This is a genomic window from Candidatus Nitrotoga sp. BS (assembly GCF_927797785.1).
Lineage (GTDB): Bacteria > Pseudomonadota > Gammaproteobacteria > Burkholderiales > Gallionellaceae > Nitrotoga.
On sequence record NZ_CAKMLL010000049.1, the window covers coordinates 20,383 to 44,008 of the forward strand.

General features: G+C 48.3%; 25 protein-coding genes. 10 read left to right on the top strand and 15 right to left on the bottom strand.

The window, feature by feature from the left end; all coding sequences use genetic code 11:
• Positions 1–250 precede the first annotated feature (250 nt).
• The 7 genes from MJ769_RS14710 to MJ769_RS05300 form a co-directional block, all read right to left on the bottom strand.
• Entirely contained in the window at positions 251–541 is a 291-nt protein-coding gene (locus tag MJ769_RS14710) for a DUF3817 domain-containing protein (RefSeq protein WP_445083071.1), read from the bottom strand.
• Positions 542–697: 156 nt separating this feature from the next.
• Positions 698–1,213 carry a hypothetical protein gene (locus tag MJ769_RS05275; protein WP_239234937.1) on the bottom strand — a complete coding sequence of 172 codons (516 nt, stop codon included), beginning with the start codon at positions 1,211–1,213 and terminating at the stop codon, positions 698–700.
• Between the two features lie 93 nt (positions 1,214–1,306).
• A complete protein-coding gene (locus MJ769_RS05280) occupies positions 1,307–1,981 on the bottom strand; it encodes a sulfotransferase family protein (protein ID WP_239234938.1) in 675 nt (224 codons plus the stop codon).
• A gap of 49 nt (positions 1,982–2,030) precedes the next feature.
• A complete protein-coding gene (locus MJ769_RS05285) occupies positions 2,031–2,876 on the bottom strand; it encodes an REP-associated tyrosine transposase (protein ID WP_239234939.1) in 846 nt (281 codons plus the stop codon).
• Between the two features lie 87 nt (positions 2,877–2,963).
• A complete protein-coding gene (locus MJ769_RS05290; RefSeq protein WP_239234940.1) occupies positions 2,964–3,293 on the bottom strand; it encodes a transposase in 330 nt (109 codons plus the stop codon).
• Between the two features lie 186 nt (positions 3,294–3,479).
• Entirely contained in the window at positions 3,480–4,841 is a 1,362-nt protein-coding gene (locus tag MJ769_RS05295) for a toll/interleukin-1 receptor domain-containing protein (protein ID WP_239234941.1), read from the bottom strand.
• A gap of 148 nt (positions 4,842–4,989) precedes the next feature.
• Positions 4,990–5,805, bottom strand: a complete 816-nt coding sequence (locus MJ769_RS05300) for a toll/interleukin-1 receptor domain-containing protein (protein WP_239234942.1) — start codon at positions 5,803–5,805, stop codon at positions 4,990–4,992.
• A gap of 570 nt (positions 5,806–6,375) precedes the next feature.
• Here MJ769_RS05300 and MJ769_RS05305 point away from each other — a divergent pair.
• On the top strand, positions 6,376–7,338 hold the full coding sequence (locus MJ769_RS05305; RefSeq protein WP_239234943.1) for an integron integrase: 963 nt from the start codon (positions 6,376–6,378) through the stop codon (positions 7,336–7,338).
• A gap of 322 nt (positions 7,339–7,660) precedes the next feature.
• Here MJ769_RS05305 and MJ769_RS05310 read toward each other — a convergent pair whose 3' ends face one another.
• Together MJ769_RS05310 and MJ769_RS05315 are read right to left on the bottom strand one after the other, a co-directional pair.
• Positions 7,661–7,984 carry a type II toxin-antitoxin system PemK/MazF family toxin gene (locus MJ769_RS05310; protein WP_239234944.1) on the bottom strand — a complete coding sequence of 108 codons (324 nt, stop codon included), beginning with the start codon at positions 7,982–7,984 and terminating at the stop codon, positions 7,661–7,663.
• Positions 7,984–8,238 carry an AbrB/MazE/SpoVT family DNA-binding domain-containing protein gene (locus MJ769_RS05315; RefSeq protein WP_239234945.1) on the bottom strand — a complete coding sequence of 85 codons (255 nt, stop codon included), beginning with the start codon at positions 8,236–8,238 and terminating at the stop codon, positions 7,984–7,986. Before MJ769_RS05315 ends, MJ769_RS05310 begins: the two co-directional genes overlap by 1 nt.
• 216 nt (positions 8,239–8,454) lie before the next feature.
• Here MJ769_RS05315 and MJ769_RS05320 point away from each other — a divergent pair, with 216 nt between their 5' ends.
• The 4 genes from MJ769_RS05320 (at position 8,455) to MJ769_RS05335 (ending at position 11,871) form a co-directional block, all read left to right on the top strand.
• Positions 8,455–9,693: an alpha/beta hydrolase gene (locus MJ769_RS05320; RefSeq protein WP_239234946.1), complete on the top strand. Its 1,239-nt coding sequence runs from the start codon at positions 8,455–8,457 to the stop codon at positions 9,691–9,693.
• Between the two features lie 87 nt (positions 9,694–9,780).
• Positions 9,781–10,737, top strand: coding sequence for a thiamine-phosphate kinase (gene thiL / locus MJ769_RS05325; RefSeq protein ID WP_239234947.1), 957 nt, complete (start codon positions 9,781–9,783; stop codon positions 10,735–10,737).
• Positions 10,721–11,224: a phosphatidylglycerophosphatase A family protein gene (locus tag MJ769_RS05330; protein ID WP_239234948.1), complete on the top strand. Its 504-nt coding sequence runs from the start codon at positions 10,721–10,723 to the stop codon at positions 11,222–11,224. The genes thiL and MJ769_RS05330 overlap by 17 nt, the downstream gene beginning before the upstream one ends.
• Positions 11,221–11,871 (top strand): thermonuclease family protein, encoded by a 651-nt coding sequence (locus MJ769_RS05335; RefSeq protein WP_239234949.1) that lies wholly within the window; start codon positions 11,221–11,223, stop codon positions 11,869–11,871. Before MJ769_RS05330 ends, MJ769_RS05335 begins: the two co-directional genes overlap by 4 nt.
• Here MJ769_RS05335 and MJ769_RS05340 read toward each other — a convergent pair.
• The 4 genes from MJ769_RS05340 to MJ769_RS05355 all read right to left on the bottom strand — a co-directional run bounded on the left by MJ769_RS05340 (position 11,861) and on the right by MJ769_RS05355 (position 15,254).
• Positions 11,861–12,589: a UDP-2,3-diacylglucosamine diphosphatase gene (locus MJ769_RS05340; RefSeq protein ID WP_256445688.1), complete on the bottom strand. Its 729-nt coding sequence runs from the start codon at positions 12,587–12,589 to the stop codon at positions 11,861–11,863. The two genes, MJ769_RS05335 and MJ769_RS05340, sit on opposite strands and share 11 nt — an antisense overlap.
• 205 nt (positions 12,590–12,794) lie before the next feature.
• Positions 12,795–13,289: a peptidylprolyl isomerase gene (locus MJ769_RS05345; protein ID WP_239234964.1), complete on the bottom strand. Its 495-nt coding sequence runs from the start codon at positions 13,287–13,289 to the stop codon at positions 12,795–12,797.
• A gap of 167 nt (positions 13,290–13,456) precedes the next feature.
• On the bottom strand, positions 13,457–13,984 hold the full coding sequence (locus MJ769_RS05350) for a peptidylprolyl isomerase (RefSeq protein ID WP_239234951.1): 528 nt from the start codon (positions 13,982–13,984) through the stop codon (positions 13,457–13,459).
• 262 nt (positions 13,985–14,246) lie between these two features.
• Positions 14,247–15,254, bottom strand: a complete 1,008-nt coding sequence (locus tag MJ769_RS05355) for a L,D-transpeptidase Cds6 family protein (RefSeq protein ID WP_239234952.1) — start codon at positions 15,252–15,254, stop codon at positions 14,247–14,249.
• A gap of 285 nt (positions 15,255–15,539) precedes the next feature.
• On the opposite strand from MJ769_RS05355, the gene MJ769_RS05360 reads away from it, so the two are divergent.
• From MJ769_RS05360 to cysS, 3 genes are read left to right on the top strand one after another with little or no spacing between them, the layout of a single operon-like run.
• Positions 15,540–17,216, top strand: coding sequence for a glutamine--tRNA ligase/YqeY domain fusion protein (locus MJ769_RS05360; protein WP_239234954.1), 1,677 nt, complete (start codon positions 15,540–15,542; stop codon positions 17,214–17,216).
• A gap of 13 nt (positions 17,217–17,229) precedes the next feature.
• Entirely contained in the window at positions 17,230–17,679 is a 450-nt protein-coding gene (locus MJ769_RS05365; RefSeq protein WP_239234955.1) for a universal stress protein, read from the top strand.
• 25 nt (positions 17,680–17,704) lie between these two features.
• Positions 17,705–19,168: a cysteine--tRNA ligase gene (gene cysS / locus MJ769_RS05370; RefSeq protein ID WP_239234957.1), complete on the top strand. Its 1,464-nt coding sequence runs from the start codon at positions 17,705–17,707 to the stop codon at positions 19,166–19,168.
• Positions 19,169–19,411: 243 nt separating this feature from the next.
• Here the strand turns inward: cysS and ppk1 are convergent, their stop codons facing one another.
• Together ppk1 and MJ769_RS05380 are read right to left on the bottom strand one after the other, a co-directional pair.
• A complete protein-coding gene (gene ppk1 / locus MJ769_RS05375) occupies positions 19,412–21,508 on the bottom strand; it encodes a polyphosphate kinase 1 (RefSeq protein ID WP_239234958.1) in 2,097 nt (698 codons plus the stop codon).
• Positions 21,509–21,693: 185 nt separating this feature from the next.
• Positions 21,694–21,912, bottom strand: a complete 219-nt coding sequence (locus MJ769_RS05380; RefSeq protein WP_239234960.1) for a hypothetical protein — start codon at positions 21,910–21,912, stop codon at positions 21,694–21,696.
• Between the two features lie 330 nt (positions 21,913–22,242).
• Between MJ769_RS05380 and MJ769_RS05385 the strand changes: the two genes are divergently transcribed.
• The gene (locus MJ769_RS05385) at positions 22,243–22,749 is read left to right on the top strand and encodes a GNAT family N-acetyltransferase (RefSeq protein ID WP_239234961.1); all 507 of its coding nucleotides are present in this window, start codon (positions 22,243–22,245) and stop codon (positions 22,747–22,749) included.
• A gap of 277 nt (positions 22,750–23,026) precedes the next feature.
• Positions 23,027–23,233: a hypothetical protein gene (locus tag MJ769_RS05390; protein WP_239234963.1), complete on the top strand. Its 207-nt coding sequence runs from the start codon at positions 23,027–23,029 to the stop codon at positions 23,231–23,233.
• Positions 23,234–23,626: the final 393 nt, after the last annotated feature.

The following is a 23,626-nucleotide window of genomic DNA, read 5'->3' on the forward strand; positions in this document are numbered from 1 at the left end:
GCAGGTCTTGCATGCATATATTCCCTTCCTTTCCCTGATTTACAGCTCTACTTACCGTAGCGCAATGCACCCTGAAAAATCCACTTTCGCTTGCACAGAGTAATCGCCAGTGGCATAGGCCGCAACCATCGCGGCTTTTACATTACATTGCCCCAACAAGCGACTAGAAACTGTTTGCTAAAAGGTTGAGGTACGAAAATAGCAAACTGTTGTCAGTCCCGTTTGATTGGCTTGTTATGTGTTATTTGCTCTAAGCTTGGCTCGATATCTCAACTTTGCCCAACTCTTTACGAAGAAAGATTTCGACGGCTATAAAGGCAAAAGGAACAATAGATGCCATAGAAACAAGAAGCCAAACAATTAAAGGCCAATTTCGTTTATGCGAAGCATGAGTAGATAACATCAGATATGCGATGAATAAAACTCCATGCGCGGCACCTACAGGGAAAACATAATCCCGACTAATCATACCAAGCGTAATACTTAGTATAAGTAAATAAGAGGTACCCTCTAACAGACTAACCAATCTAAATGCTTTCAAATCTACCTTCTTCTAATAATAAATTTGTACATTCGGTGCCTAATACTAGCGAATGCATATAGCGCACGCTTCAAGCACATTGAGGGGGCATCCACATTTCAATGGTGAGCCCCGTAGATTCTTGTTCATCCGAGGTCACGCCAGCCACTCGGCTTCTCAGGGCACCCGTTTCAGTTTCAACAGTTTGGGCCGCATCTCCTTGGCCTTGAGTTCGTTGAAGAACACAAGCACATCGGTGCGCACGTTCTTGCGCACATAGTACAGCGTCATCTGGTTCGGCGTGTTCGGGTTTAGGATTATGTGCGCCTTGTCCGGATCGTTCGAAACGGCTTCATTCTTGCCAACGACAAACTTGTCCAGCTCTGCAAGCGACTTCGCCAGAGAGTCGAGAGGGAGCCAGTCCTGACGTAGGCCGATAAACCCTATATAGTTTGGGGAGGTGTAAGCATATTCGCAATAGAAACTCTTGCCCCCGGGGGACGGCATCTCCTCTACGACGTTGTGGGGTACGCCGGGCCTCACGTCTAAACGGAGCGCGGCCTTGATTTCGGCGGGCGTAAGCGCGCATGCCTTCATCCTGGTCACATCGATTGTTTGGGAAGCTAATGCCCACGGCGAACCAAGGGCAAAGAGCAGGACATAAACGGGCTTGGAAAGTGATTGAATAGCCATCTGTTACCTCCGTTGATAGTGACACGTTGGAAAAATTGGTACATTGACGCCGCTAGGCCGAACGCCCTGGAGTGTCTTGTTAGCCACTTTGGATCAGTGTCCGTGCAACTGATTACCAGCCGCAGCCATAGCCTCTTTAAGTTGCTCCCCACTGCTGGCAATCAAGTTTGCCAGCATCTCTTTGGTCTCATCTCGACTGTTGATACGAGGAAATTCCGTGTCTGGCACTGGAATATTGAGGAAAGTACAAAGCGGTTCCCAGCCGTCACCAACCTGATAGACAAGCAATCTTTCTGGTGCGATATAGTCAATTATTTCTGCGGTACGATTTTTGAAAAAATTGACCATATATTGTCTGTCTTGCATACGATTTTCCATCTTATCCCAAATCGTTTTTTGCGCCATTGTTCCAAACGGACTGTTTTTAATGAAACTGGCAAACTCTGCGGAATGAATCGTTTCATTGGTAGAGTCGAACCATTTGTTTGCATCACGAACGGTCAGGATTACTTTCGCTTCAGGATAGTAGTCTGCAAGCTCTTTCCAAAAGTTACATCCCGGGTTATCAACGGTGGCAGAGTATCGTTTGAATATTTTGTCCCAATTAGCTTTGCCTTCAGCTGCATTGATCCAATCTGGAATACAATCAGGATTCTTTAGAATCTCACTCATATGGTAGCAGAGACTAATACCCAGCGTTTCAAGAGCCACTTTCAATGATGCAGTTCCGGTTCTACCCATACCAGCGCCAATTATTTTTAATGTCATCTCTTACCTCTCCTCGAAATTAACACAAATGTTGGGGCAGGTTTTGCACTCATACATCCACTTTCTTCCTCTGATTGACCGCTCTACTCACCGTAGCATAATGCACCCCAAAAAAATCTGCTATCGCTTGCATAGAGTAGTCGCCAGTGGCGTAGGCAGCAACCATCGCGGCTTTTACGTCACTATGTTTGTTCTGGTAATAGTCCAGTGGTTTTGCCAATGGGCGGCGTTGCGCGCGCGGTATTTCACCTATCGTTGTTTTATCAGTCAATTGTTGCATGCGCTTTATAAACGTCTCCGATCCCAGAAACACCTGCCCGCTGAGTTGATCCCACACACTTGGCAACCCCACGCCCGCCCGGACAAAATCAACATATAGATTGATAGCGCGACTACGCTCTTCGGCAAATTGACCAAGTATCCAGTCGGTTTGCAACCACTCCGGCGCGGCCTGCGTGCCCGTCATGGCCGCATACGAACTCCATGGCCAGTTGACAACATCCTTCACCATGCGCGCCCGCAGCGGATTGAGTACAACATAGCGCGCCAACTCCAGCAAATACCTGTCCTTTTCGACAATGACTGCCTTGTAACGCCCCTGAAACACATGGCCCACACGGTCATGGTTGCGGTTAAATGTTTGTGTATAAACCCCATTGAGATGGCGCATGCCTTGGGCAAGGTTGCCCTCGACCGTTTCCACGACGACATGGTAATGGTTATCCATCAGACACCAGGCATGGCACACCCAATTGAAACGCTGGCATACCTGACCAAACAACGCCAGCCACGCCAGGCGATCAGCATCATCAAGGAAAATATCCTCGCGCCTGTCTCCGCGTGACGTTACATGATAAACCCCACCGGCTAATTCGATTCTAAGAGGACGTGCCATGTAAGTAGGTTAGCATGAGGCAATGTAGCATGAGGCGATGTATGAATGCAAGACTTGACCCCTTTTATTTTGCTTTTATTTTGCCTTTTATTTTTCGACAATGACTGCCTTGTAACGCCCCTGAAACACATGGCCCACACGGTCATGGTTGCGGTTAAATGTTTGTGTATAAACCCCATTGAGATGGCGCATGCCTTGGGCAAGGTTGCCCTCGACCGTTTCCACGACGACATGGTAATGGTTATCCATCAGACACCAGGCATGGCACACCCAATTGAAACGCTGGCATACCTGACCAAACAACGCCAGCCACGCCAGGCGATCAGCATCATCAAGGAAAATATCCTCGCGCCTGTCTCCGCGTGACGTTACATGATAAACCCCACCGGCTAATTCGATTCTAAGAGGACGTGCCATGTAAGTAGGTTAGCATGAAGAAATGTATTAATGCAAGACTTGACCCCTTTTATTTGCAAGACTTGACCCCTTTTATTTGGCCCCTTTTATTTCTTTTATTTGACCCCTTTTATTCCAAAATGGGCCGCAGGCCCAGCGCTTGATGGCCAGCGTGACATGCCGTTGGCGCTCCGCTTGAGCAAGGGGTTAGGCCGCACTGCGATCAGCTCGCGACCGCGATCGCCTCGTGTATTCTCCCTGAACTAGGTGCTCTTGAACGGCCTCAATCAGCTTTGGGAGCGTACCTTCTATTGACTCACCAAGTTGGAAAGAGACTACCCCTTGCAACTTCGCTGGTAGGTCACCGTGCGTCACCCCGTTCGCAAGCACCGGAATGCAAATTTGTGCGCCGTCCTTTGCTCTCCCAAGTGCCCTATCTATTTCAAACGCGACCCACTCGCTACGAAGAGAGGCTTGTGAAACTACGAGTAGGAACACGCAGTTGCTGTCAATGCCCTCGCTTAGCGTACTCGATACATAGTTACCTGGCGTCACTTCGTTCTCATCAAGCCAATATGCAATCTCCTTATCACCCAGTCGCTTGGTCAATGTCTGTACAAGAGGCGTATCGGCATGAGAGTAGCTAATGAAGACGCCGCCATGCGCCTTTGATTTCCGTTCAAATTCTTCAAGATTGTCATGCTTGGCGGCGATCTCTATCAGGCACTCATGAAGACCCGATACCAATCGCATGAGCCGTTCCTGTGAGTCAACCTTCCGATGACAGTCGCGCGCCTGTCTGGCGGTGTCGAGCAGCCGGTCGCAGTCAATCGTGGATACGCCAGCTGCGGAAACGTTCCCGCGGACAGCTAGCTCGCCCAGCAAGTAAGGCTTCTCTTCTGGACTAATGCCAGTGTCCAATAGGGTGTTTACCACTTGACCCATACGAAACCAATAAAGGGTGTATTCTGGCGAACCACCAAGGGCTCGGCGAAGCACATCATTCGAGCCATTGCCCCGCTGATATTGCGCGCTCACCCATTCTAAATTGGTTCGTGAATTAGCGAATGCTGATAGCAGGGGCGTCGTGATACTACTGTCTTCGGCTGGTGAGGCCTTCGCTTTTAGTGCCGGATCTGTGCTGTAGATCTGCCAGTAGAACGTAAAAGCCCATCCAGCGCGGACACATTGCACGCGCGTCGGCGGGGTATTGCTCGGGCACTGGTCTAATTCATCGTCACTCGCCTCTTGGAGCGAAGGGAGATGTGAGAGCAATTCAGCGAGTTGTCCTTTGTGAATTTTTCCTTGTCGAAGTAGCTCGGCCCCCACTATGCGGACCCGTCGATTCAACTGCTCGGCTCGATCAAGATGCTTTGCGTCATAGAGCATTTTTGCACCTACTGCCGCTATTGGTAGGGCTGCCTGTTCTGGCAATTCGATGTGGGGTTTGACATGGGTGATTAGCTCGGCGGCTAGCGCCTCCGCTTGCAGCTTGCTTAGGTAGTAGTCAGTCTGCAGAAGCTTCGCCACTGCCTTACTGAAGCGTTCCGGTTTACTAAGTCCAAACACTGTCTGTCTCCGGCTGGGTTGCGATTGTGCGGCCTAACGTTTGAGCTAACCGGCATTTTGTGGAGGTTGGATTTTGGCCAAGAATGAAATGATGGCCAAAGGCCGACCGCAGCAAAATGTCCGGTTGAGCGAATGGTTAGGCGCCTGTTTATAGTCCAACATCCTGCATTTCCTCTGCCAATCGCACAAAACCATCTTCTCTGTTCTTCGAGAAATCAATAAATGTTCGACCAGAGATGGCAAGCGTTGGACCAGGGTTTCTAACTCGCAGTAGAAAGACGGGTTTATTCATCTCATAGGAAAAATGCATCTCCTGAAGAGCTGTTTTCGATTTCTTCCAATCGGGTGAAATTACGCACAAGGTTGCTTCTGCGTTCTGAATTCGCTCTTCAAGCTCAAGGGTGAAATCAACTTGGTAGTTGCGCTTGCTTGTGTGAAAATCCCAAAAGCTATACCCGCGTTCTGTAAGAAACACTTTTAGTTCCTTCACAAAGCGTGAATCATCAGTTGAATAGCTGATAAATGCGTACCCTTTAGATTTTGCAGCCTTTGGCTGTACAGGTTGGTCACTGCGAAGCGCTCCTATTCCCTTTAAAAGAATCGCTAAGCCTTGCTCAAAACTGGCCCTGAAGTCGACCCACTGGACGCGCTTGAGCGCTTCAGGCAAAGCGCTAGGGCCAGCATCGTCAATGATTAAAGGTATCGCTCGACCTTTTGAGCGCAAGAAACCTTCCAACTCGGCACTGAGCCATTCGGACGAACCCGAATGCTCACTCGCTACGTGTAGAAGCAGTCCCGCTTCAAACAGGCCCTTCTCAATTTCTTTGTCCCAGTTTTCGCCAGGTGAGATATCCTGAGTGTCAACCCAGGTTTTAACACCTGCGAGCTGGAGTTCTGCTGAGAGGCGGTCTACGAATGGCCTGTCGGCCCGGGCGTAGGAGATAAAGACGTAAGGTAACGTCATGGTTGTGCTGGTGCGGGATTCAGGCGCCTAACGTGGTTCGAGTTGAGGGGCGAATTGCCCACTATGAATGTGGAAAAAATCGCCGCGCTTCTTTGGGCAATTTGTCCCCTCGAACGAGGCGTTAGGCGCAGATAGACGTGCCCCGCAACCCCCAGTTTTTGCCGCGTGATGCCTCCCCATTCCGGCTGCCCCCATGCACGACGATTGAAAAAATCAGACCCGAAAACTTGTCATATGGCGCGAAGCGTAGTTCACGATGTCCGCATCAACGAATTCAGTTATGCGGCAGCGTGAACTACGCTTCGCTCAATATCATGTTTTTTACCACCTGTAAATTCCGCAATTTCCTTGCCAATGTTCCTGCGCCTTCAAATAATTCCATGCGGTTTTAATCTTCACTACTACCTGTGAGTGTGGCGCACGTCTATCTGAGCTTAACGTAAAGTAGACACCCTAAAACGCGCCGGCAAAGACACCTTCGAGGTGTATAATCCGGAATTACCCATGTAATACACTGTTTTAATTGGGTGTGCAAATTTCGCACACCCTAATTTTTTTGATAAAAACGACATGGATACATCCCCCAAGTTGCTTGATCAAGTACGCGATAAGTTGCGGGTGAAGCACTATGCTATCCGAACTGAGCAAAGCTATGTGGACTGGATTAAACGTTATATTTACTTCCACGGCAAGACCCACCCGAAAGATTTGGCTGCACAGGATGTCGAGGCGTTTCTGACGCATCTTGCCGTCGCGGGCAAGGTCTCCGCTTCAACCCAAAACCAAGCGAAATCAGCATTGTTGTTTTTATACCGTGAAGTGTTGGAAATTAAATTGCCTTGGTTGGATAACGTCACACAAGCCAAAGCCCCGAAAAAATTACCCGTCGTCTTAACGGTGAGCGAGGTGCAGGCAGTGTTGTTGCGGTTGCGTGGTTCGCATTTGTTGATCGCTTCGTTGTTGTATGGTGGCGGGATGCGCTTGATGGAGGCGATGCGGCTACGGGTGAAGGATGTGGAGTTTGCGCGGCATGAGATTATTGTGCGTGAGGGCAAAGGCTTTAAAGATAGGGTGACGATGTTGCCCGAATCGATTGTGGCAACTTTGCAAGCACATTTGGTTAAGGTTAAAGCTTTGCATGAAGAAGATCGGGTAGCGGGGTTTGGCGAGGTATATTTGCCTTTCGCACTGGACAAAAAATATCCCAATGCGGGACGTGAGTGGGGCTGGCAATATATTTTTCCGTCCAAAAATTTATCGGTTGACCCGCGCTCTGGCAAAACACGCCGTCATCATCTGGATGAAAAGGGTGTTCAGCGTGCAATGAAACAAGCGGTGCGCGACGCTGAGCTGGTTAAACCCGCAACGCCACACACTTTGCGTCATTCGTTCGCCACGCATTTGCTGCAAGCGGGTTATGACATCCGCACCGTGCAGGAGCTGCTCGGTCACTCGGATGTATCCACCACAATGATCTACACCCATGTGTTGAACAAAGGCGGCAAGGGTGTGATAAGTCCGTTGGATAGGTGATGGGGACTCGATTATAAGTGAAGGACGCTTCTAATACTTAAGGGAATTAAAGGAATTAAAGGGGCCAGGATTATTCAAGGCGTTTGTCATCATAATCCCAATTCCCCTTGTCCTACGTTACTCGCTGGGGATTCGTCATGATTCTTTCGCGGCCTGCCGCGTGGCCTCCCGCTTTTCTCCAGTCATGGCTTCGATCTTTGCATAGAAGCAATAACCCATCAGGGTTTAGATTTATTACCTATACATCTAGACCCGAATGCCTAAACGGTTTAGTTCGTGGCTCGCTTTGGATCACATTCTAACCTTGCTCGTTAGCTCAATTTTAATGAGCGAACAACTCTTGCAGAGTATTGCATAACTCTATTTGAGTGTTTTCATCTATTGAGCCTAATTTTTTTATGAATCGTGTTTTATCAACAGCCCTAATTTGATCTAAAAGTATTAACCCGTTTTTATTTTTGAATTTACATTTAATTCTGCATGGAAAATCAAAACCTTTAGTGGTCATTGGGGCTACTAGAGCAGTTGATAATGCTGCCATTTCATTCGGGGAAATGACAACACAAGGTCTTGTTTTGTTTATTTCTGTGCCTTTGGTTGGATTTAAACTGACAAGCCAAACCTGAAATCGGTTGATGGATGTCATTACCACTCCAGGTCATCATCTGATGTTAATGAGGCATCTAGCCATTCACTGTCTGTTGCATCTAAGCCATTTGTTGCAAGGATTGTTTCTATGGCTTTTTGCCAATTTTCTCTTGGTTTTTTACTTGGAGTAACCAGAATCCCTTGATTTACAACCTGTATATCAAGTTCTTTTCCTTCAAGGTGGGCTTGCTGTATAAGCGATTTAGGAATCCTGATGCCTTGAGAATTACCGATTTTAATTAAATGAGCCATAACAAAATTTTATTAAATAATTGAGCCAAAAAATAATTATAATGTAATTACCTTGGATTGCAATAGTATGGTTGTTCTGATGATTTTTAAGCGCTAACTGTTAAGTCTCACTTCATTCAGCCCAGCCTGCCACGCTGCGATGGGTCAAGTCACAGATAAAATTTGTAACGCAGTTATACTATGCGAAGAGCAATGAGACCATGAGGAGGTGCAGCGATGAAACGACTTAAAACTATTTTTTTAGGGATTCCGCTTCTGCTGTTGCAAGCGTGCGGAACAACTCCGCCACTGGAGGCGAGGCATCAGCCCTCTGGCTTAAATACTCAGTTCAATAGCGGCCAATTGTCGTTTTCGGATTATGTGGCAGATAGCCGCGCCATGATTACAAAAGTACGTTCTGGCAGTAATGGGGCCGAGATGGAAAAAGTGCTCGATGGCAATGCGCCTTTTGAATTAAAGCCGGCAGAGAGTTGCCCAAAAGGACATGAAAAACCCTATCGACGCGGTGTTCTGCTTACCCATGGTTTGACCGATGCACCTTATTCCATGCACGCACTGGCAACTTTTTTTCAGGAAAATTGTTTCCGTGTCATGGCGGTGTTGTTGCCTGGACACGGCACGCAACCGGGGGACTTGCTGGATGTAAGGTGGCAAGAGTGGGCAAAGGCGGAAGCCTATGGTACCGATAAACTCGCTGCCGAGGTTGATGAAATCTATCTGTCAGGGTTTTCTACCGGCGGCACGCTAAGTGTTTACCAGGCATCGAGGGATAATCGTGTACGCGGATTGTTCCTGTTTTCCCCTGCATTCAAAGTTACGCCATTAGCTGCCTTGGCCAATGTACATAAAATTTATAGTTGGTTGATGCCCTCAGCAAAATGGCTCAGCATCATGCCTGACAAGGCTCTTTACCGATACGAATCGTTCCCTAAAAATGCCGCTGCCCAGATATATGCATTGACGCAGGAAGTGCAAGCCCAGCTGCATGAGCATGCGGTAGATATTCCCGTGTTTACTGCTACCAGTCAGGACGACACGACCGTTTATACTTCGGCCACTGTAGATTTTATGGCCCATGCTCGCCACACCTCCAATAAGTTGGTACTTTATACGGTTGACACCACTAAATTTCCTCCCGATATTCCAGTAGAACAAGTGGAGTTGGTAAACAGCGTTTTTCCTGAACAAAAAATCTTAAGTGCTGCACACACGTCGACTACCTTGCCTTTAGATGATGCGTACTACGGAATGATGGGAGAGTATTCAAATTGCACTCACTATTATCCGGATGATATTAAAAAATATGATGCGTGTAATAAAAACCCAGCACAAGATTTGCAGGGCGAGTTAACAGAGGAAAACCTTAAAGCCGGTACGTTACGCCGTTTAATGGTTAACCCGAATTTTTCAACGCTTAAACTTTCCATGAAAAAGTTTATTGATAGCTTGCCATGATCATGGCATAGAGCTGACCGCATCTGGCTTGTGTATGCAGGCGTATTGCTGCCAGGGTTGGCAGCAAGTTTGCGGTAAAATCAGCTCATGGCTTCTGAATTTGATTTAATCCGTCGATTCTTCACCCGCGCCACGCCCGGGGCAGTGTTGGGCGTGGGCGATGATGCTGCGCTTCTGCATGTTGGGAGTGGTATGGAGCTGGCAGTGTCAACCGACATGCTGGTGAGCGGAACGCATTTCTTTCCTGATACGGATCCTTTTTCTCTGGGTTACAAGGCACTGGCAGTCAACCTGTCTGACATGGCGGCGATGGCAGCGCAGCCGCGTTGGGCGACTTTGGCTTTGTCGCTGCCCGAGGTTGATGAGATATGGCTGGAAAAATTCAGCGCGGGGTTGTTTGCGTTGGCAGATGAACATCACGTTGAGCTGATAGGCGGTGACACCACCCGTGGGCCGCTAAATTTGTGCGTCACGATCATGGGTGAAGTACCGCGCGGCGCGGCGCTGCGTCGTTCGGGTGCGCAGGTTGGTGACGATGTCTGGGTGTCCGGTGTATTGGGTGATGCTGCGCTGGCTTTGGCCCATATGCAAGGGCATGTGCAATTGACGGCGAAGGATATTGCAGCCTGTACTTCGGCGTTGCACCAACCCATGCCACGTGTGGCACTTGGGTTGGCACTGCGCGGCGTGGCGCACTGTGCAATCGACATTTCAGATGGCCTGCTGGCCGATCTTGGTCACATCCTGGAATGCTCTAATGCTGGCGCCGAGATTGTATTCGCCGCTTTGCCAGCTTCCAGCGCAATGCAACTATACCTTGAGCAACCACTGGGCAAGCATTGTGTACTGGCCGGGGGCGATGATTATGAGCTTTGTTTTACCGTATCCGTTGCGCATCGTTCCGAAGTGGAGAAAATTGCTGTTAATCTCGAGTTGCGGCTGACACGCATAGGCACCATCACGGCGGAAAAAAAATGCATAGTGCGCGCTGCGGATGGCAGTGTTGTTAACATTGAGGAATTCGGCTATGACCACTTCCGCTGATTGCCGCGTGCAACCTTCGTGGCGCTTTATCTTAAGTCACCCCGCACATTTCCTTTCCTTCGGTTTCGGCAGTGGCCTTTTTCCCAAAGCACCCGGCACGGCGGGCACATTGGTTGCTTTCCCGATGTATTGGGTTCTTGCAGCGCATCTGACTGATGTGCAATTTATCTTAGGGTTGATCGGGGCCTTCGTTGTGGGTGTGTGGGTGTGCGAAAAAACCGGCCAGGCACTGGGTGTGCCAGACCACGGCGGGATGGTGTGGGATGAAATTGTCGCTTTCCTGCTGGTGTTGTTTTTTACACCAGCAGGATTTTTTTGGCAGCTATTGGCATTTTTGCTGTTCCGATTTTTCGACATCGTCAAGCCACCGCCCATCCGTTACTTTGACCAGACATGGCACGGTGGTCTAGGCGTCATGTTCGACGACATTCTCGCGGCTGGCTACGCTCTATTGTGCTTGGCGCTGGTGAAAAGTGTGTTGCTGTGAAGCGCGTCCTTAACAATAGATTTGTCGCTATTCTATTTCTACTGTGTACGCTCAACGTAGCTTACGCTGAAGAATTTTCAGCCAAGGTAATCGGCGTAATAGATGGCGATACAGTGCTCATATTGCGCGACAATATGCCGATTAAAGTGAGGCTGGCTGAGATCGATGCGCCAGAAAAAGCGCAGGCGTTCGGTGAAGAGTCCAAGCAATCGCTAGCCGAGTTGGTGCTAAATAAACAGGTACGTGTGGATAGCCAGGCAATAGATGATTATGGCCGGTTGGTAGCATTAATCAAAGTAGATGAATTGAATGTTAACTACGAACAAGTGCAGCGCGGAATGGCGTGGGCTTCTTCTCGTTCTAACAGGGGTAAAACATTGCTCGTATTGCAGAATGGTGCTATCGAAGCCAAGCGCGGGTTATGGGCGCAGATCGATCCAATCCCACCGAGAAAATGGCGCAAAACACATGCAGTGTCTAGGCCGCAATATGCTGTGAAGAACAATACCTGCGGTAGTAAGCGATATTGTTCACAAATGAATTCTTGCGACGAAGCGAATTTTTATCTGTCACATTGTAATGTGAAGTCTTTGGATAAGAATAACGATGGCGTGCCGTGCGAGAGTTTATGCCGTGCTAAAAAGTAATCGTTTCCCGGCTGCACCCCATTGCATCGCAGCGCAAGGCGTTTCCTGTATCGTGCCAATCTCCCAGTACCCAGCGCTCGCAACTATGGCCGTCCACCGCATGCAGGTGGCGCTTTAGCCGATGCGTGTGCCCATGAATCATGCGCGGATAATGATACTGCCGCAGCATGCTTGCAACTGCATCCAGATTGACGTCCATGATATCTTTATTCTTGTATTTTTTTTCATTCTCGCTACGTGCGCGCAGTTGCATAATGATGGCCTTGCGCTGCGCCAGCGGCTGGGCAAGAAATTTTTGCTGCCATGCGGGTTCATGTACTTGTTTACGGAAATCCTGATAAGCAATATCGTCAGTGCACAGGAGGTCGCCATGGGTGAGCAATGTCGGCGTGCCATATAGGTTAAGCAGCGTGGGGTCGGTTAGCAGCGAGGCGTCGCACGCCTGTGCGAGTTTTTGGCCCATTAACAGATCGCGGTTGCCATGCATGATGTTGACGGCAGTGCCACAAACGGAAAGTGCGTGTAAAGCATCGGTAATCTGGCAATTAAATGGGTCGTCGATGTCATCATCGCCTGCCCAGTATTCGAACAAATCACCGAGGATATAGAGTACCTCGGCTCCAGGCGCAATCTGTTGCATAAAGTGCAGAAATACCTGCATGCTGCGCGGTTGCTCCGCGCAAAGGTGCAGGTCAGAGATAATTAAACTGTAGGCCACGGAATGAGAGGAGCCCTCAAGGACTTGAGGGCTCCTCAAAAAATTCAATTTTGCGAGCAGCCGCTATGCGGCGTGCCTGCTTATCTCGTTTTGTCACAACACGGTGCTACCAAAAAAATATCGCATATGTCGCTCAAAAATTTTTGGCGCTTGTCGTGTTATGTCTGAAAGCTTGAATCTTTAGAGACGCCCGCCATTCTTTAAGTTATTCCACTACTTCCGCTTTGGTGAGGATTACATCCTCCAGCGGTACGTTTTGGTGCCCGCCATTATTGCCTGTTTTGACTTTACGGATAGCATCCACCACCTCTGTGCCTGAAACCACTTTCCCGAATACGCAATATCCATATCCTTGTGCATTGGGTGCCGTGTAATCGAGAAAGAGGTTGTCCTTTAAGTTAATGAAAAACTGCGCTGAAGCAGAGTGTGGATCGGAGGTACGCGCCATGGCGATTGTATATTTATCGTTCGTCAAACCATTAGCTGCCTCGTTTCGAATTGGCTTCTTGGTGTCTTTTTCTTTCATGCCGGCCTCGAAGCCACCGCCTTGGATCATGAAGCCATCAATTACGCGATGGAACAACGTATTATCATAAAATCCACTGGTTACGTAGTCGAGAAAATTTTTGACGGTGGCTGGCGCTCTTTCAGCATCCAGTTCGATGGTGATATTACCGTGGTTAGTGTGCAGTTTGACCATATTAATTTTTCCTTTTTGAGCAGAATGTTGTTTAGAAGTGGGCGCTGCTTGTGCCGTGCACAATAGCAGGCAGCTGAGCATCAGTGTAGCTAATAATCCTTGAAATTTCATTTTGTAGTTTCCTCGTAAATGATCTGAAATTGGCTTTTGCACTTTGCCAATTTTCGTTATTGTACTTCTTCCGCTTTTTTGAGAACAACATCTTCTAATGGGACGTTTTCGAGCCCGAAGCGATCACCAGACGGCACCTTGCTGATAGTGTCCACAACTTCCTTGCCACCCACTACCTTGCCAAACACGCAATAGCCAAAACCTTGCTTATCGGATGAGGTGTAATTCAGGGAGTCATTATTCTTCAGGTTAATGAAAAATTGAGACGTGGCGGAGTGAGGGGCGGAGTGACGCGCCATGGCAATAGTATATTTGTCGTTTTTCAGGCCGTTTGCGGCCTCATTCTTTATTGGCGAATTGGGCGTTTTGGGTGCCATTTTTGCAATGCTGCTCATCGCGACTGTTCCCCACGAGAAGTTATAGCCACCCCCTTGGATTACGAAGCCGTCGATCACGCGATGGAAAATAGTCTTGTAGTAATAGCCACTGTTAACATATTCGAGGAAGTTTCTAACAGTGATGGGTGCTTTTTCAGCATCCAGTTCGAGGGTGATTATTCCATAATTTGTGTGTAGCTTAACCATGACCATGCAGAATGCTCCATTGATTATTGAAAGTTGGGACGATTGCCAGCTGATGCGGCGCACCAGCGCACGCAACTAAGCACCTGAGCAGATGATATATGTGGAGTTTCGTAACGCGATCCCTTATATGCTTATGATATTTAGCGACATAGCGTTTCATTTTCCGGTATGTATGAGAATAGGGAGTAAATACGGACATAAGTGCAGAAGCCAAGATCAGTGACTGAGCGGCGCCGACAGCTAGACTGTTGAGCATGTTAAATCATTTTGCAGCACGCTCTGCTTGGATTAGCCATTTATTATTTGATTTTACCAGAAGCATGACTTTGTCGAAGGATGTGTTTAGATAGTCGGAACGATAGAACTGATGAAAAGTAACGATGGCATGATTTTCATCCGGGAAACTGACCTTCTCATTGCTGATATTGATCTCAATATATTTGGGCGCGGTGATACGCACCTTACTGTCGGTTTCCCACTGGTCGCGACTTTCTCCGTTCGGGGTCCTGAAGTCTGCAGCATAGAGATCCAAATATTTTCTGGTATTTTGGGACGACCATACCCCGATCCACTCTTGCAGTGCCTTTAACACTTCAGCGCTACTGCTGGTAGCCAGCTTTTTAATTACTGGAGGTTTGGTGGGCGAAGTAACTTCAGGCACGGCAATAACTGCTTTGGACGGTAAAGGAGCAGTCCCGGAAGAAGCTGCCTGCGGCTTGACTGCATTAACAATAGCGGCATTGGGTTTACTCTCTGCAAACAGATTATTAATCAGAGCCAGTTTAGTCTGTGTGGTGGCATTGTTTCTGTCCAGTTGTAACGCACGCTCATATGCTTGGCTTGCCATTTTAGCGTGGATATCGCCCAAATTATCATGTGCGGTAGCATAGTTCGGATGATTGCGGATAGCCATTTCCAGTGCAACCTTGGCCTTGTCGTATTGACCTTGCCCGGCGTAGAGCACGGCAAGGTTGTTATACGGCTCCGGCAGCTCCGGGTAATCCTCGGTCAGCGATAAGAATATGCTGATAGCATCAGCATTTTTTTGCTGTGCGGTGAGAATTAGCCCTTTCAGGAAGCGTGCCTGTGCATTCTTAGGCTTGTCGGTGAGATAGGAGTCGACCCGCTTCAGCGCTTGCGCGTACTGATTTTGCTTGAACAGCTTATTGATATCCTGGATTTCATTCGCGCCTGCGGTGAGGCTAAAGCACAGTAACAGCGCACCTCCGTATAGTGTTGCGCGTAAGCAAAAACGGTGGAAATTGTCCATTATGTGGTCATTAGATATGAAAGATTTTGTTCGCTTGGGCGTATAAATAATTACGCCACGTCTTTACCAAAATTTCTCTATCAGTCAATCCTGCGTGATCACCACGCGAAATTTATGAAGCATTCAGAATAAATGGATTGCCCAAGTGAACCGGATTCTATCAAATCTGCCCATTTTTTTCACAGCTTATCGTATCAGCTGACAAGGTCATCCGTGCTTCATCTGTTTGAGCAAGGTGATTTTCGGGTAAAATCATTGCTCTTGTCTTGAAAGATCCATCGAATAATGATCAGCCACACACTAGCATCCGCCCCCCATTTCATCCGCAATATTATTGAGGCCGATCTGGCGAGTGGTAAACATTCAGAGATAGTCACACGCTTTCCACCGGAGCCGAATGGATATCTGCATATCGGCCATGCCAAGTCTATTTGCCTGAATTTTGGTTTGGCGCTCGACTATCAGGGCCACTGTAATTTGCGCTTTGACGACACGAATCCAGAAAAAGAAAGCAATGAATATGCACGCGCTATTCAGGAAGACGTTCAATGGTTGGGCTTTCAATGGCAAAGTGAGGTGCGATGGGCGTCTGATTACTTCGAACAGCTTTACGGTTTTGCGGTCGAGTTGATCAAGCAGGGCAAGGCTTATGTGGATGATCTCACAGCTGAGGAAATGCGCGAGTATCGCGGCACGCTCACTCATCCGGGCAAACCCAGTCCTTACCGCGAACGCTCTGTAGCTGAAAACCTTGATCTGTTTCAGCGCATGCGCGCAGGTGAGTTTGTCGATGGCGCCAAGGTGCTGCGCGCCAAGATCGACATGGCTTCTGGCAACATCAACTTGCGCGACCCGGCGATTTACCGCATTCGTCGCGCGCATCACATTCGCACGGGTGATATTTGGTGCATCTATCCGATGTATGACTACACTCACTGTATTTCCGATGCACTGGAAGGTATTACGCATTCGCTATGCACCCTTGAATTTGAAGACCATCGGCCTTTGTATGACTGGGTTTTGGATCAGCTGACTGTACCGTCTCATCCCCGACAAATTGAATTCTCGCGCCTGGAATTACGCTACACCATAACCAGCAAACGCAAGCTGTTGCAACTTGTCACCGAGCAACACGTATCCGGCTGGGATGATCCCCGTATGCCGACCATCATTGGTATGCGCAGACGTGGATACACACCGCAAGGCATCCGCGAATTTACGCGCAGGATTGGTATTTCCAAGAGTGAAAACGTGGTTGATATGACTGTGCTGGAGGCCTGTATCCGCGAAGATTTAGAGGCGCGTGCGGCGCGCGTGATGGCGGTGGTCAAACCGCTGAAAGTCATCATCAGCAATTTTGTGGCGGGTGAGAGCCAATCACGCGAAGCTGGCTTTCATCCAGAGCACCCAGAATTCGGTAGCCGCATGGTGCCGTTCAGCAAAGAGATATGGGTTGAGATTGACGACTTTAGCGAGAACCCGCCCGCGGGCTGGCAGCGTTTGACACCCGGCGGTGAAGTGCGCTTGCGCTACAGTTATGTGATGCGCTGTGACGAAGTCATAAAAGATGACGTCGGTAACGTAATCGAACTTCGCTGCTCTATTGATCAAGATACGCTGGGCAAAAACCCGGCAGGGCGCAAAGTAAAGGGTGTGATCCACTGGCTGTCCGCTGAACACGCACTGCCCGCTGAGATTCGTTTGTATGACCGTCTGTTCACTGTACCGGAACCGGACAACGACAAGACGCGCAATTTCTGCGAATTTATCAACCCTGAGTCGCTGACTGTGGTGCAGGGCTGGGTCGAGCCTGCCGTACGTGATGCAGCACCTGAAACACATTACCAGTTTGAGCGTCTCGGATATTTCTGTACCGATCGTTATGAGCACCAGCCCGGCGGCAAACTGACGTTCAATCGCACCGTGACTCTCAAAGATTCGTGGACAAAAGAACGAAGTTAAGCAGGAGACAGCAATGTATCAGCGCATTGTAGTGGCGATGGATGGTAGCGATACATCCAGTAAGGCTTTGAAAGAAGCATCCAAGCTGGCTCGAGAAATGAGCTCCATAATTTTGCTGCTACATGTGCGTGAGGAAATCCCCATCATGTGGGAGCCCGACGGTATGAATATGGTTCTGATGCAGGATAGCTTGATAGCTGTTATTGATACAGGTAAAGAATTGCTGGAAGCGCATAGAAAAATGCTTACGGAGCAAGACATAAAGGTCGAAACGAAACTGATTGAGACCTATGATGGCCGCATTGGTAGCGTCATCTCAGATGAGGCACAGAAATGGAATGCCGATTTGCTGGTAGTGGGCACGCACGGCCGCAAGGGTATTGCGCATCTGCTGATGGGCAGTGTGGCAGAAGCTGTGGCTCGTAGCGCATCCATGCCTGTTTTGCTGGTGCGAAATAGTTAAACAAAGTTTGCTCTAAGGGTTTTTGATGCTGAAAATTTACAATACGTTAACCCGCGACAAGCAGGACTTTATTCCCATCGAACCCGGCAAGGTTCGAATGTATGTATGCGGCATGACGGTTTATGACTATTGTCATCTCGGTCATGCGCGGGTGATGGTGGTATTCGATATGGTATATCGCTGGCTTAAGGCCAGCGGGCTGGACGTAATCTATGTGCGTAACATCACCGACATTGACGACAAGATTATCAAGCGTGCGGCGGAGAATGCTGAATCTATCCATGCGCTCACGCAGCGTTTCATTGATGCAATGCATGTGGATGAACGTGAGCTAAGCGTTTTGCCACCGGATTTTGAACCACGAGCCACTCAGTACATACCGCAAATGCTGGACATGATCGCCAAGCTGGAAGCTAATGGATTAGCCTATCAAGCCGCTGACGGGGACATGAACTATGCGGTGCGCAAATTTACCAATTACGGCAAATTATCTGGCAAAACGCTGGAGGATTTGCGTGCCGGTGAACGTGTGGAGGTAAATGATGGCAAGCTTGATCCGCTCGATTTCGTGCTGTGGAAACATGCCAAAGAAAGTGAGCCCGAAGAAGTAAAACTGGATTCTCCGTGGGGGAAAGGTCGGCCTGGTTGGCATATTGAATGTTCGGCAATGAGTCTGGCAACGCTGGGTAAGCATTTCGACATTCACGGAGGGGGTGCCGACTTGCAGTTTCCGCACCACGAAAATGAGATTGCTCAAAGTGAGGGCGCACATCAATGCAAATCTGTGAATGTCTGGATGCACAATGGTTTTGTGCGCGTAGACAATGAGAAAATGTCGAAAAGCCTCGGTAATTTTTTCACCATCCGCGAGGTGCTGGACAAATATGATGCGGAAGTCGTGCGCTTTTTTATCCTGCGCGCACACTACCGTAGCCAGCTGAATTATTCCGATGCGCATCTGGACGATGCAAAGCAGTCATTGAACCGCCTATACACGGCATTAAGTAAAATTTCTGTACCTATCGAAACGAATTCAATCGATTGGAACGAGCCGTACTCAAAACGTTTTAAAACGGCAATGGATGATGATTTCAATACGCCGGAAGCGATGGCTGTCCTGTTCGATCTGGCAAGTGAGGTTAATCGCAGTAATTCGTTAGAAACGGCAAAAACACTTAAGGTGTTAGGTGAAGTGCTTGGCCTACTGCAGTGGAATCCTGACGCTTATCTGCAAGGAAGGCATCGTGATGTAAAAACTCATGTGGCCTCCGGTGTACTGATTGCGGGTTCTGCAACAATGGGGGGCACAGCTACAACTGGCTTTATTCCATCGGGTATGTCCAAGAGTGTCCAAGCTCTAATTGCCGAACGAACTGCTGCGAAACAATCAAAAAATTTCGCTGAATCCGACCGCATCCGTAAGGAGCTATTAGAAGCGGGAATTGTGCTGGAAGACTCTGCATCTGGCACCACTTGGCGACGCGCATAGCCAAGGGTTGAGGTGCGTTCGTCAAATTATCGCGCCGCATCAGCTGATCGCGGTAACCGTGTTCTACCCTTCGGTGACAACCCCCTCATCCAATAAATTACAAAAAAATCAATAAGATAAATTAAATATAAATATTATGGAACAAGAAAACGGTTCCGGAAATACAGCCATTGATTATTAATGATATTTTGTAAAAATTGGCCGAATTTAGGGTTTTTAGTGAGGGCGGTGTTTAAAGATGGTTTATAACGGCTCCGGCTCCGAGTTGGCGAGTTGTTGCAGTAATATAGATTGCGCGCATTTCAGTACAGCACGGCGGGGGCGCTTAGCGCGATAATGGCCATTCGAATCCATTTCCCAAGCTTGAACGTTGTCCTGCATATAAGCTTTCAGTCCTTCATCGATCACACGTTGTTTCAGTTTCTTGTCGAGCACGGGAAAACACACCTCTATGCGACGAAAGAAATTGCGATCCATCCAGTCGGCACTACTCAGATAAACGTTGTGTGCCAGATTATCGCGAAAATAGAATATGCGTGTGTGTTCCAAAAAGCGACCAATTATCGAACGTACACGAATATTTTCGGATAGTCCCGGCACACCCGGACGCAGCGCGCATACCCCGCGTACAATAAGATCCACCTTCACGCCGGCCTGCGATGCTTCGTATAGCGCCCTGATGATTTCCGGTTCAAGTAACGCGTTCATTTTGGCGATAATGTGTGCGCGTTTTCCTGCCTTGGTGAGTTTGATTTCATTCTGTATGGCGCGCAAAATCTGGCTGTGCAATGAAAAAGGAGATTGCCACAAATAATTTAATTTGCCGGCTTTACCCAAACCGGTTAGTTGTGTAAACACCTCGTTTACGTCTGCACATATTTGCTCGTCGCACGTGAACAGACCGAAGTCCGTATAAAGTCGGGCAGTACGCGGATGGTAATTTCCGGTGCCCAGATGTACATAGCGGCGCAACTTGCCATCCTCGCGCCGGATCACCATCAGTATCTTGGCATGTGTCTTGTGCCCAACAACGCCATACACCACATGTGCCCCGACCTCTTCCAAACGGCTTGCCCAGTTGATGTTGGCTTCCTCATCAAAACGCGCCATCAATTCAACCACTACTGTCACTTCTTTGCCATGTTGGGCAGCGGCAACAAGTGCTTCCATTAATGCTGAATCCACGCCGGTGCGGTACACGGTCTGTTTGATGGCAACCACACTTGGATCGGCAGCGGCCTGCTGGATAAGATCGATAACAGGTTTGAACGACTGAAAAGGGTGATGCAGTAATATATCCCTCTTGCGAATGACTTTGAACATATCCGCGCCCTTCTTCAGTAAATCGCTAGGTATGCCAGGATCAAAAGCAGGAAACTTCAGGTCATCGCGCGCGACCTGATCTGGAATTCCCATCAGGCGTACTAAATTTACCGGGCCATCTACGCGATACAGATCATCTTGTCCCAGCTCGAAGTGCTGCAACAAATACGCGGCTACCTGCGGCGAGCAATTGTCTGTAACTTCCAAACGCACAGCATTACCGAAATGCCGTTGCGGCAATTCCCCCTGCAAACTGATACGTAGATTTTTCACCTCTTCTTCGTCCACAAACAGATTGCTGTTGCGCGTAACGCGGAACTGGTGGCAGCTCAATACTTCCATTCCTCCAAACAGCTCGCCGACATGAGCGTGCAAGATAGATGAAAGAAATACAAAGCCTTGCGCGCAGCCGCTAATTTCATGCGGCAACAAGATGGTGCGCGGCAACACGCGTGGTGCCTGCACAATAGCCTTGGCAGAGTTGCGCCCGAAAGCATCTTTGCCTACCAGCTCGACAGCAAAATTCAAACTTTTGTTTAATACACGAGGAAAAGGGTGCGATGGATCAAGGCCGATTGGAGTAAGAACAGGCATGACTTCACACAAAAAGAAATGTTTGATCCAGGCACGTTGAGCATCGCTCCAACTAGTGCGGCGCAGGAAACGGATGCCATGCATATCCAACACAGGCAAAATATCGCAGTTCAGTATGCGATATTGTCGCTCGATTAGACGATGCACCTGCTCCCGTACTTGCTTGAGTGTCTGGCGTGCATCCATGCCATCTGGCCCAGCTGTAACACTTTTAAGTTTAACTTGTTCCTTTAACCCGGCGACACGAATTTCAAAAAACTCATCCAAGTTGCTACTGACAATACACAGATATTTCAGTCGTTCCAAAATCGGGATGTTGACATTTTCTGCTTGCGCCAACACGCGCTGATTGAACTCAAGTTGACCTAGCTCACGATTAATAAAATGCGGCGAACGAAAATCTTTACCTGTTGTAGGGTTCATTTATAGTTACCAGGCTGTTGCCGTTAGTTTTCTTTGATTGCCACAGCTTCAGCTGCTGCTATGGCAATCTAGTGGCGTGAATGAACTGTCCCGGACAGATCTTGATCTTCGATACTATAATAATTATGGATCGCTGGCTTGAAATAGTCCAAATCGCAAAAGCACGTTCAAGGCAGCGTATCATTTTACAGCAATCGGCCTATTTGCTCATTGATGGGCACATTGCCAGGAAGCTGTGTGAACGGATTGGCATAACGCGCTGCATTGATCTGTATTTGCGTGATCTCACGCATCAGGTCGTGTCCGGTACTGATGCCAAGATATTTCCCCTGATCTATGATGATATAGCCATTAATCAGGTGGTGGGGACTCCCTTCTGTAATAAGGCGGCTCAAATCCTGCATGCATGGATCCTTTTCCGACAATGGCGGATCAGGAACTTCGACACTTCTGCAGAGAGCGTGGTGGCAGATAACTGCAAGCTATTCGCCAGGCTTTCGCGACAAGGTTTATAGCGCATCAAAGTGGGAAGGTGCGTTTAAAAATGGCATTCATTGCGCGTGGAAGCTCGCGCCAAATCCGGTCAAACAGGATGGAAGAACCAAGGTGGCATATTCGTATGTTTATAACAAAAACAAGTGGTTGATTTATAGCGACTCGTCAAAAATATGCAGCGGTAAGTCCTGAAAATTCGGGTAGTTATGAATGCCCATTTGTTAGCACGATGTTTTAACATGAGAATAATTAATAAAATGCCTAAAAAAATACTGATTCGCTTTGCTGAAATTCGTGATGCTTTAGTTATAACTAAATTTAATCGAGCCATGGCTCTAGAAACAGAACAGAAAGAATTAATACCGGAAGTAGTATCAAAGGGCGTCGATAAACTTTTAAATAATCCCAACCTTGGTTTTTATGTGGTTGCAGAAAGTGACAATGAAGTTATTGGATCACTCATGGTGACTACGGAATGGAGCGATTGGCGAAATGGTATGTTTTGGTGGATTCAAAGTGTCTACGTCGAGCCAAATGAACGCCGAAAAGGGGCTTATACTAAACTTTACAAGTTTATTAAAGAATCTGCGAATAATAATCCTGGTGTTTGCGGATTTCGCCTTTATGTGGCGAAAGAAAATATTCTTGCCCAAAATACGTATGAAGCTCTTGGCATGATAGAAACGGATTACCGGATATACGAAGAGCTAAAACCAGGAACCCGCTTCTGTATGGACTCTATGTAAAAGTGATTCCAGAATCCACTCGCTCAGCAACTAGCAGCCTCCAAGTCAGTCGCACTGGCGAACTCTTCGCGGCGGATGCACTTGTCGGTGGTATCGTGTAAAAGGCGTTCGACCATTTTGAGAAACTGCAACCGCTCTTGATGGCGATGGAGTTAATCGGTACAGACAGCACTTTGCCATTGAGCTTCTCGGTAAAACGCGGGGCGTTAGAAAGCTTGAAGGACTCGGTCCGATGCGGTTTGAGTCCTTCATCGCACTCTTGGGAGTCTTTTCAAGCGTGACACGCACCAGCTCGTTCACGTTGGCCGCTTGGCGCGCCGTGCGTGGCACTCAATGCGCGCAGCATCTTGCATCAAACCGCCCACGCCTGCTGCTCGAAAGCGGGCTCGCAAACACGCCGCAACTCGACGGTCAGCATCAATCTTCTGCGCAATATCCTTGCATACCTTCTGCAGTCAGCAAATCGATTCTGCTATGCATCTGAACACGTACTTCGATTCACTTGCGCTTGCAAAGAATCCGCAGACGCCGATCATCATCGGCACTCAGTTGAACAGGTAAAGGAACACCCATAGCACTGACCTCAGTAAGGCTGGAGGTCTCGTTACTCTCATAAAGGCACCTCTAAAAATCCAATTTTGCGAGCAGCCGCTTTGCGGCTTGCCTGCTTACCCCAATTCGTCACAATACTGCGTTACGAGAAAAAAATTATCGCTACATATCAAATATATGCCGCGCTCAAATTTTTTACTCGCGCCTTGTCTTGTCTAGAAAATTGAATTTTTAGAGGCGCCCATAAGTAGCCGTATTTATGACGTACTACACTAGTGTAGTGAACCGTAATTAACGGAACTAATAACAATGGTGCCTGTCTCAT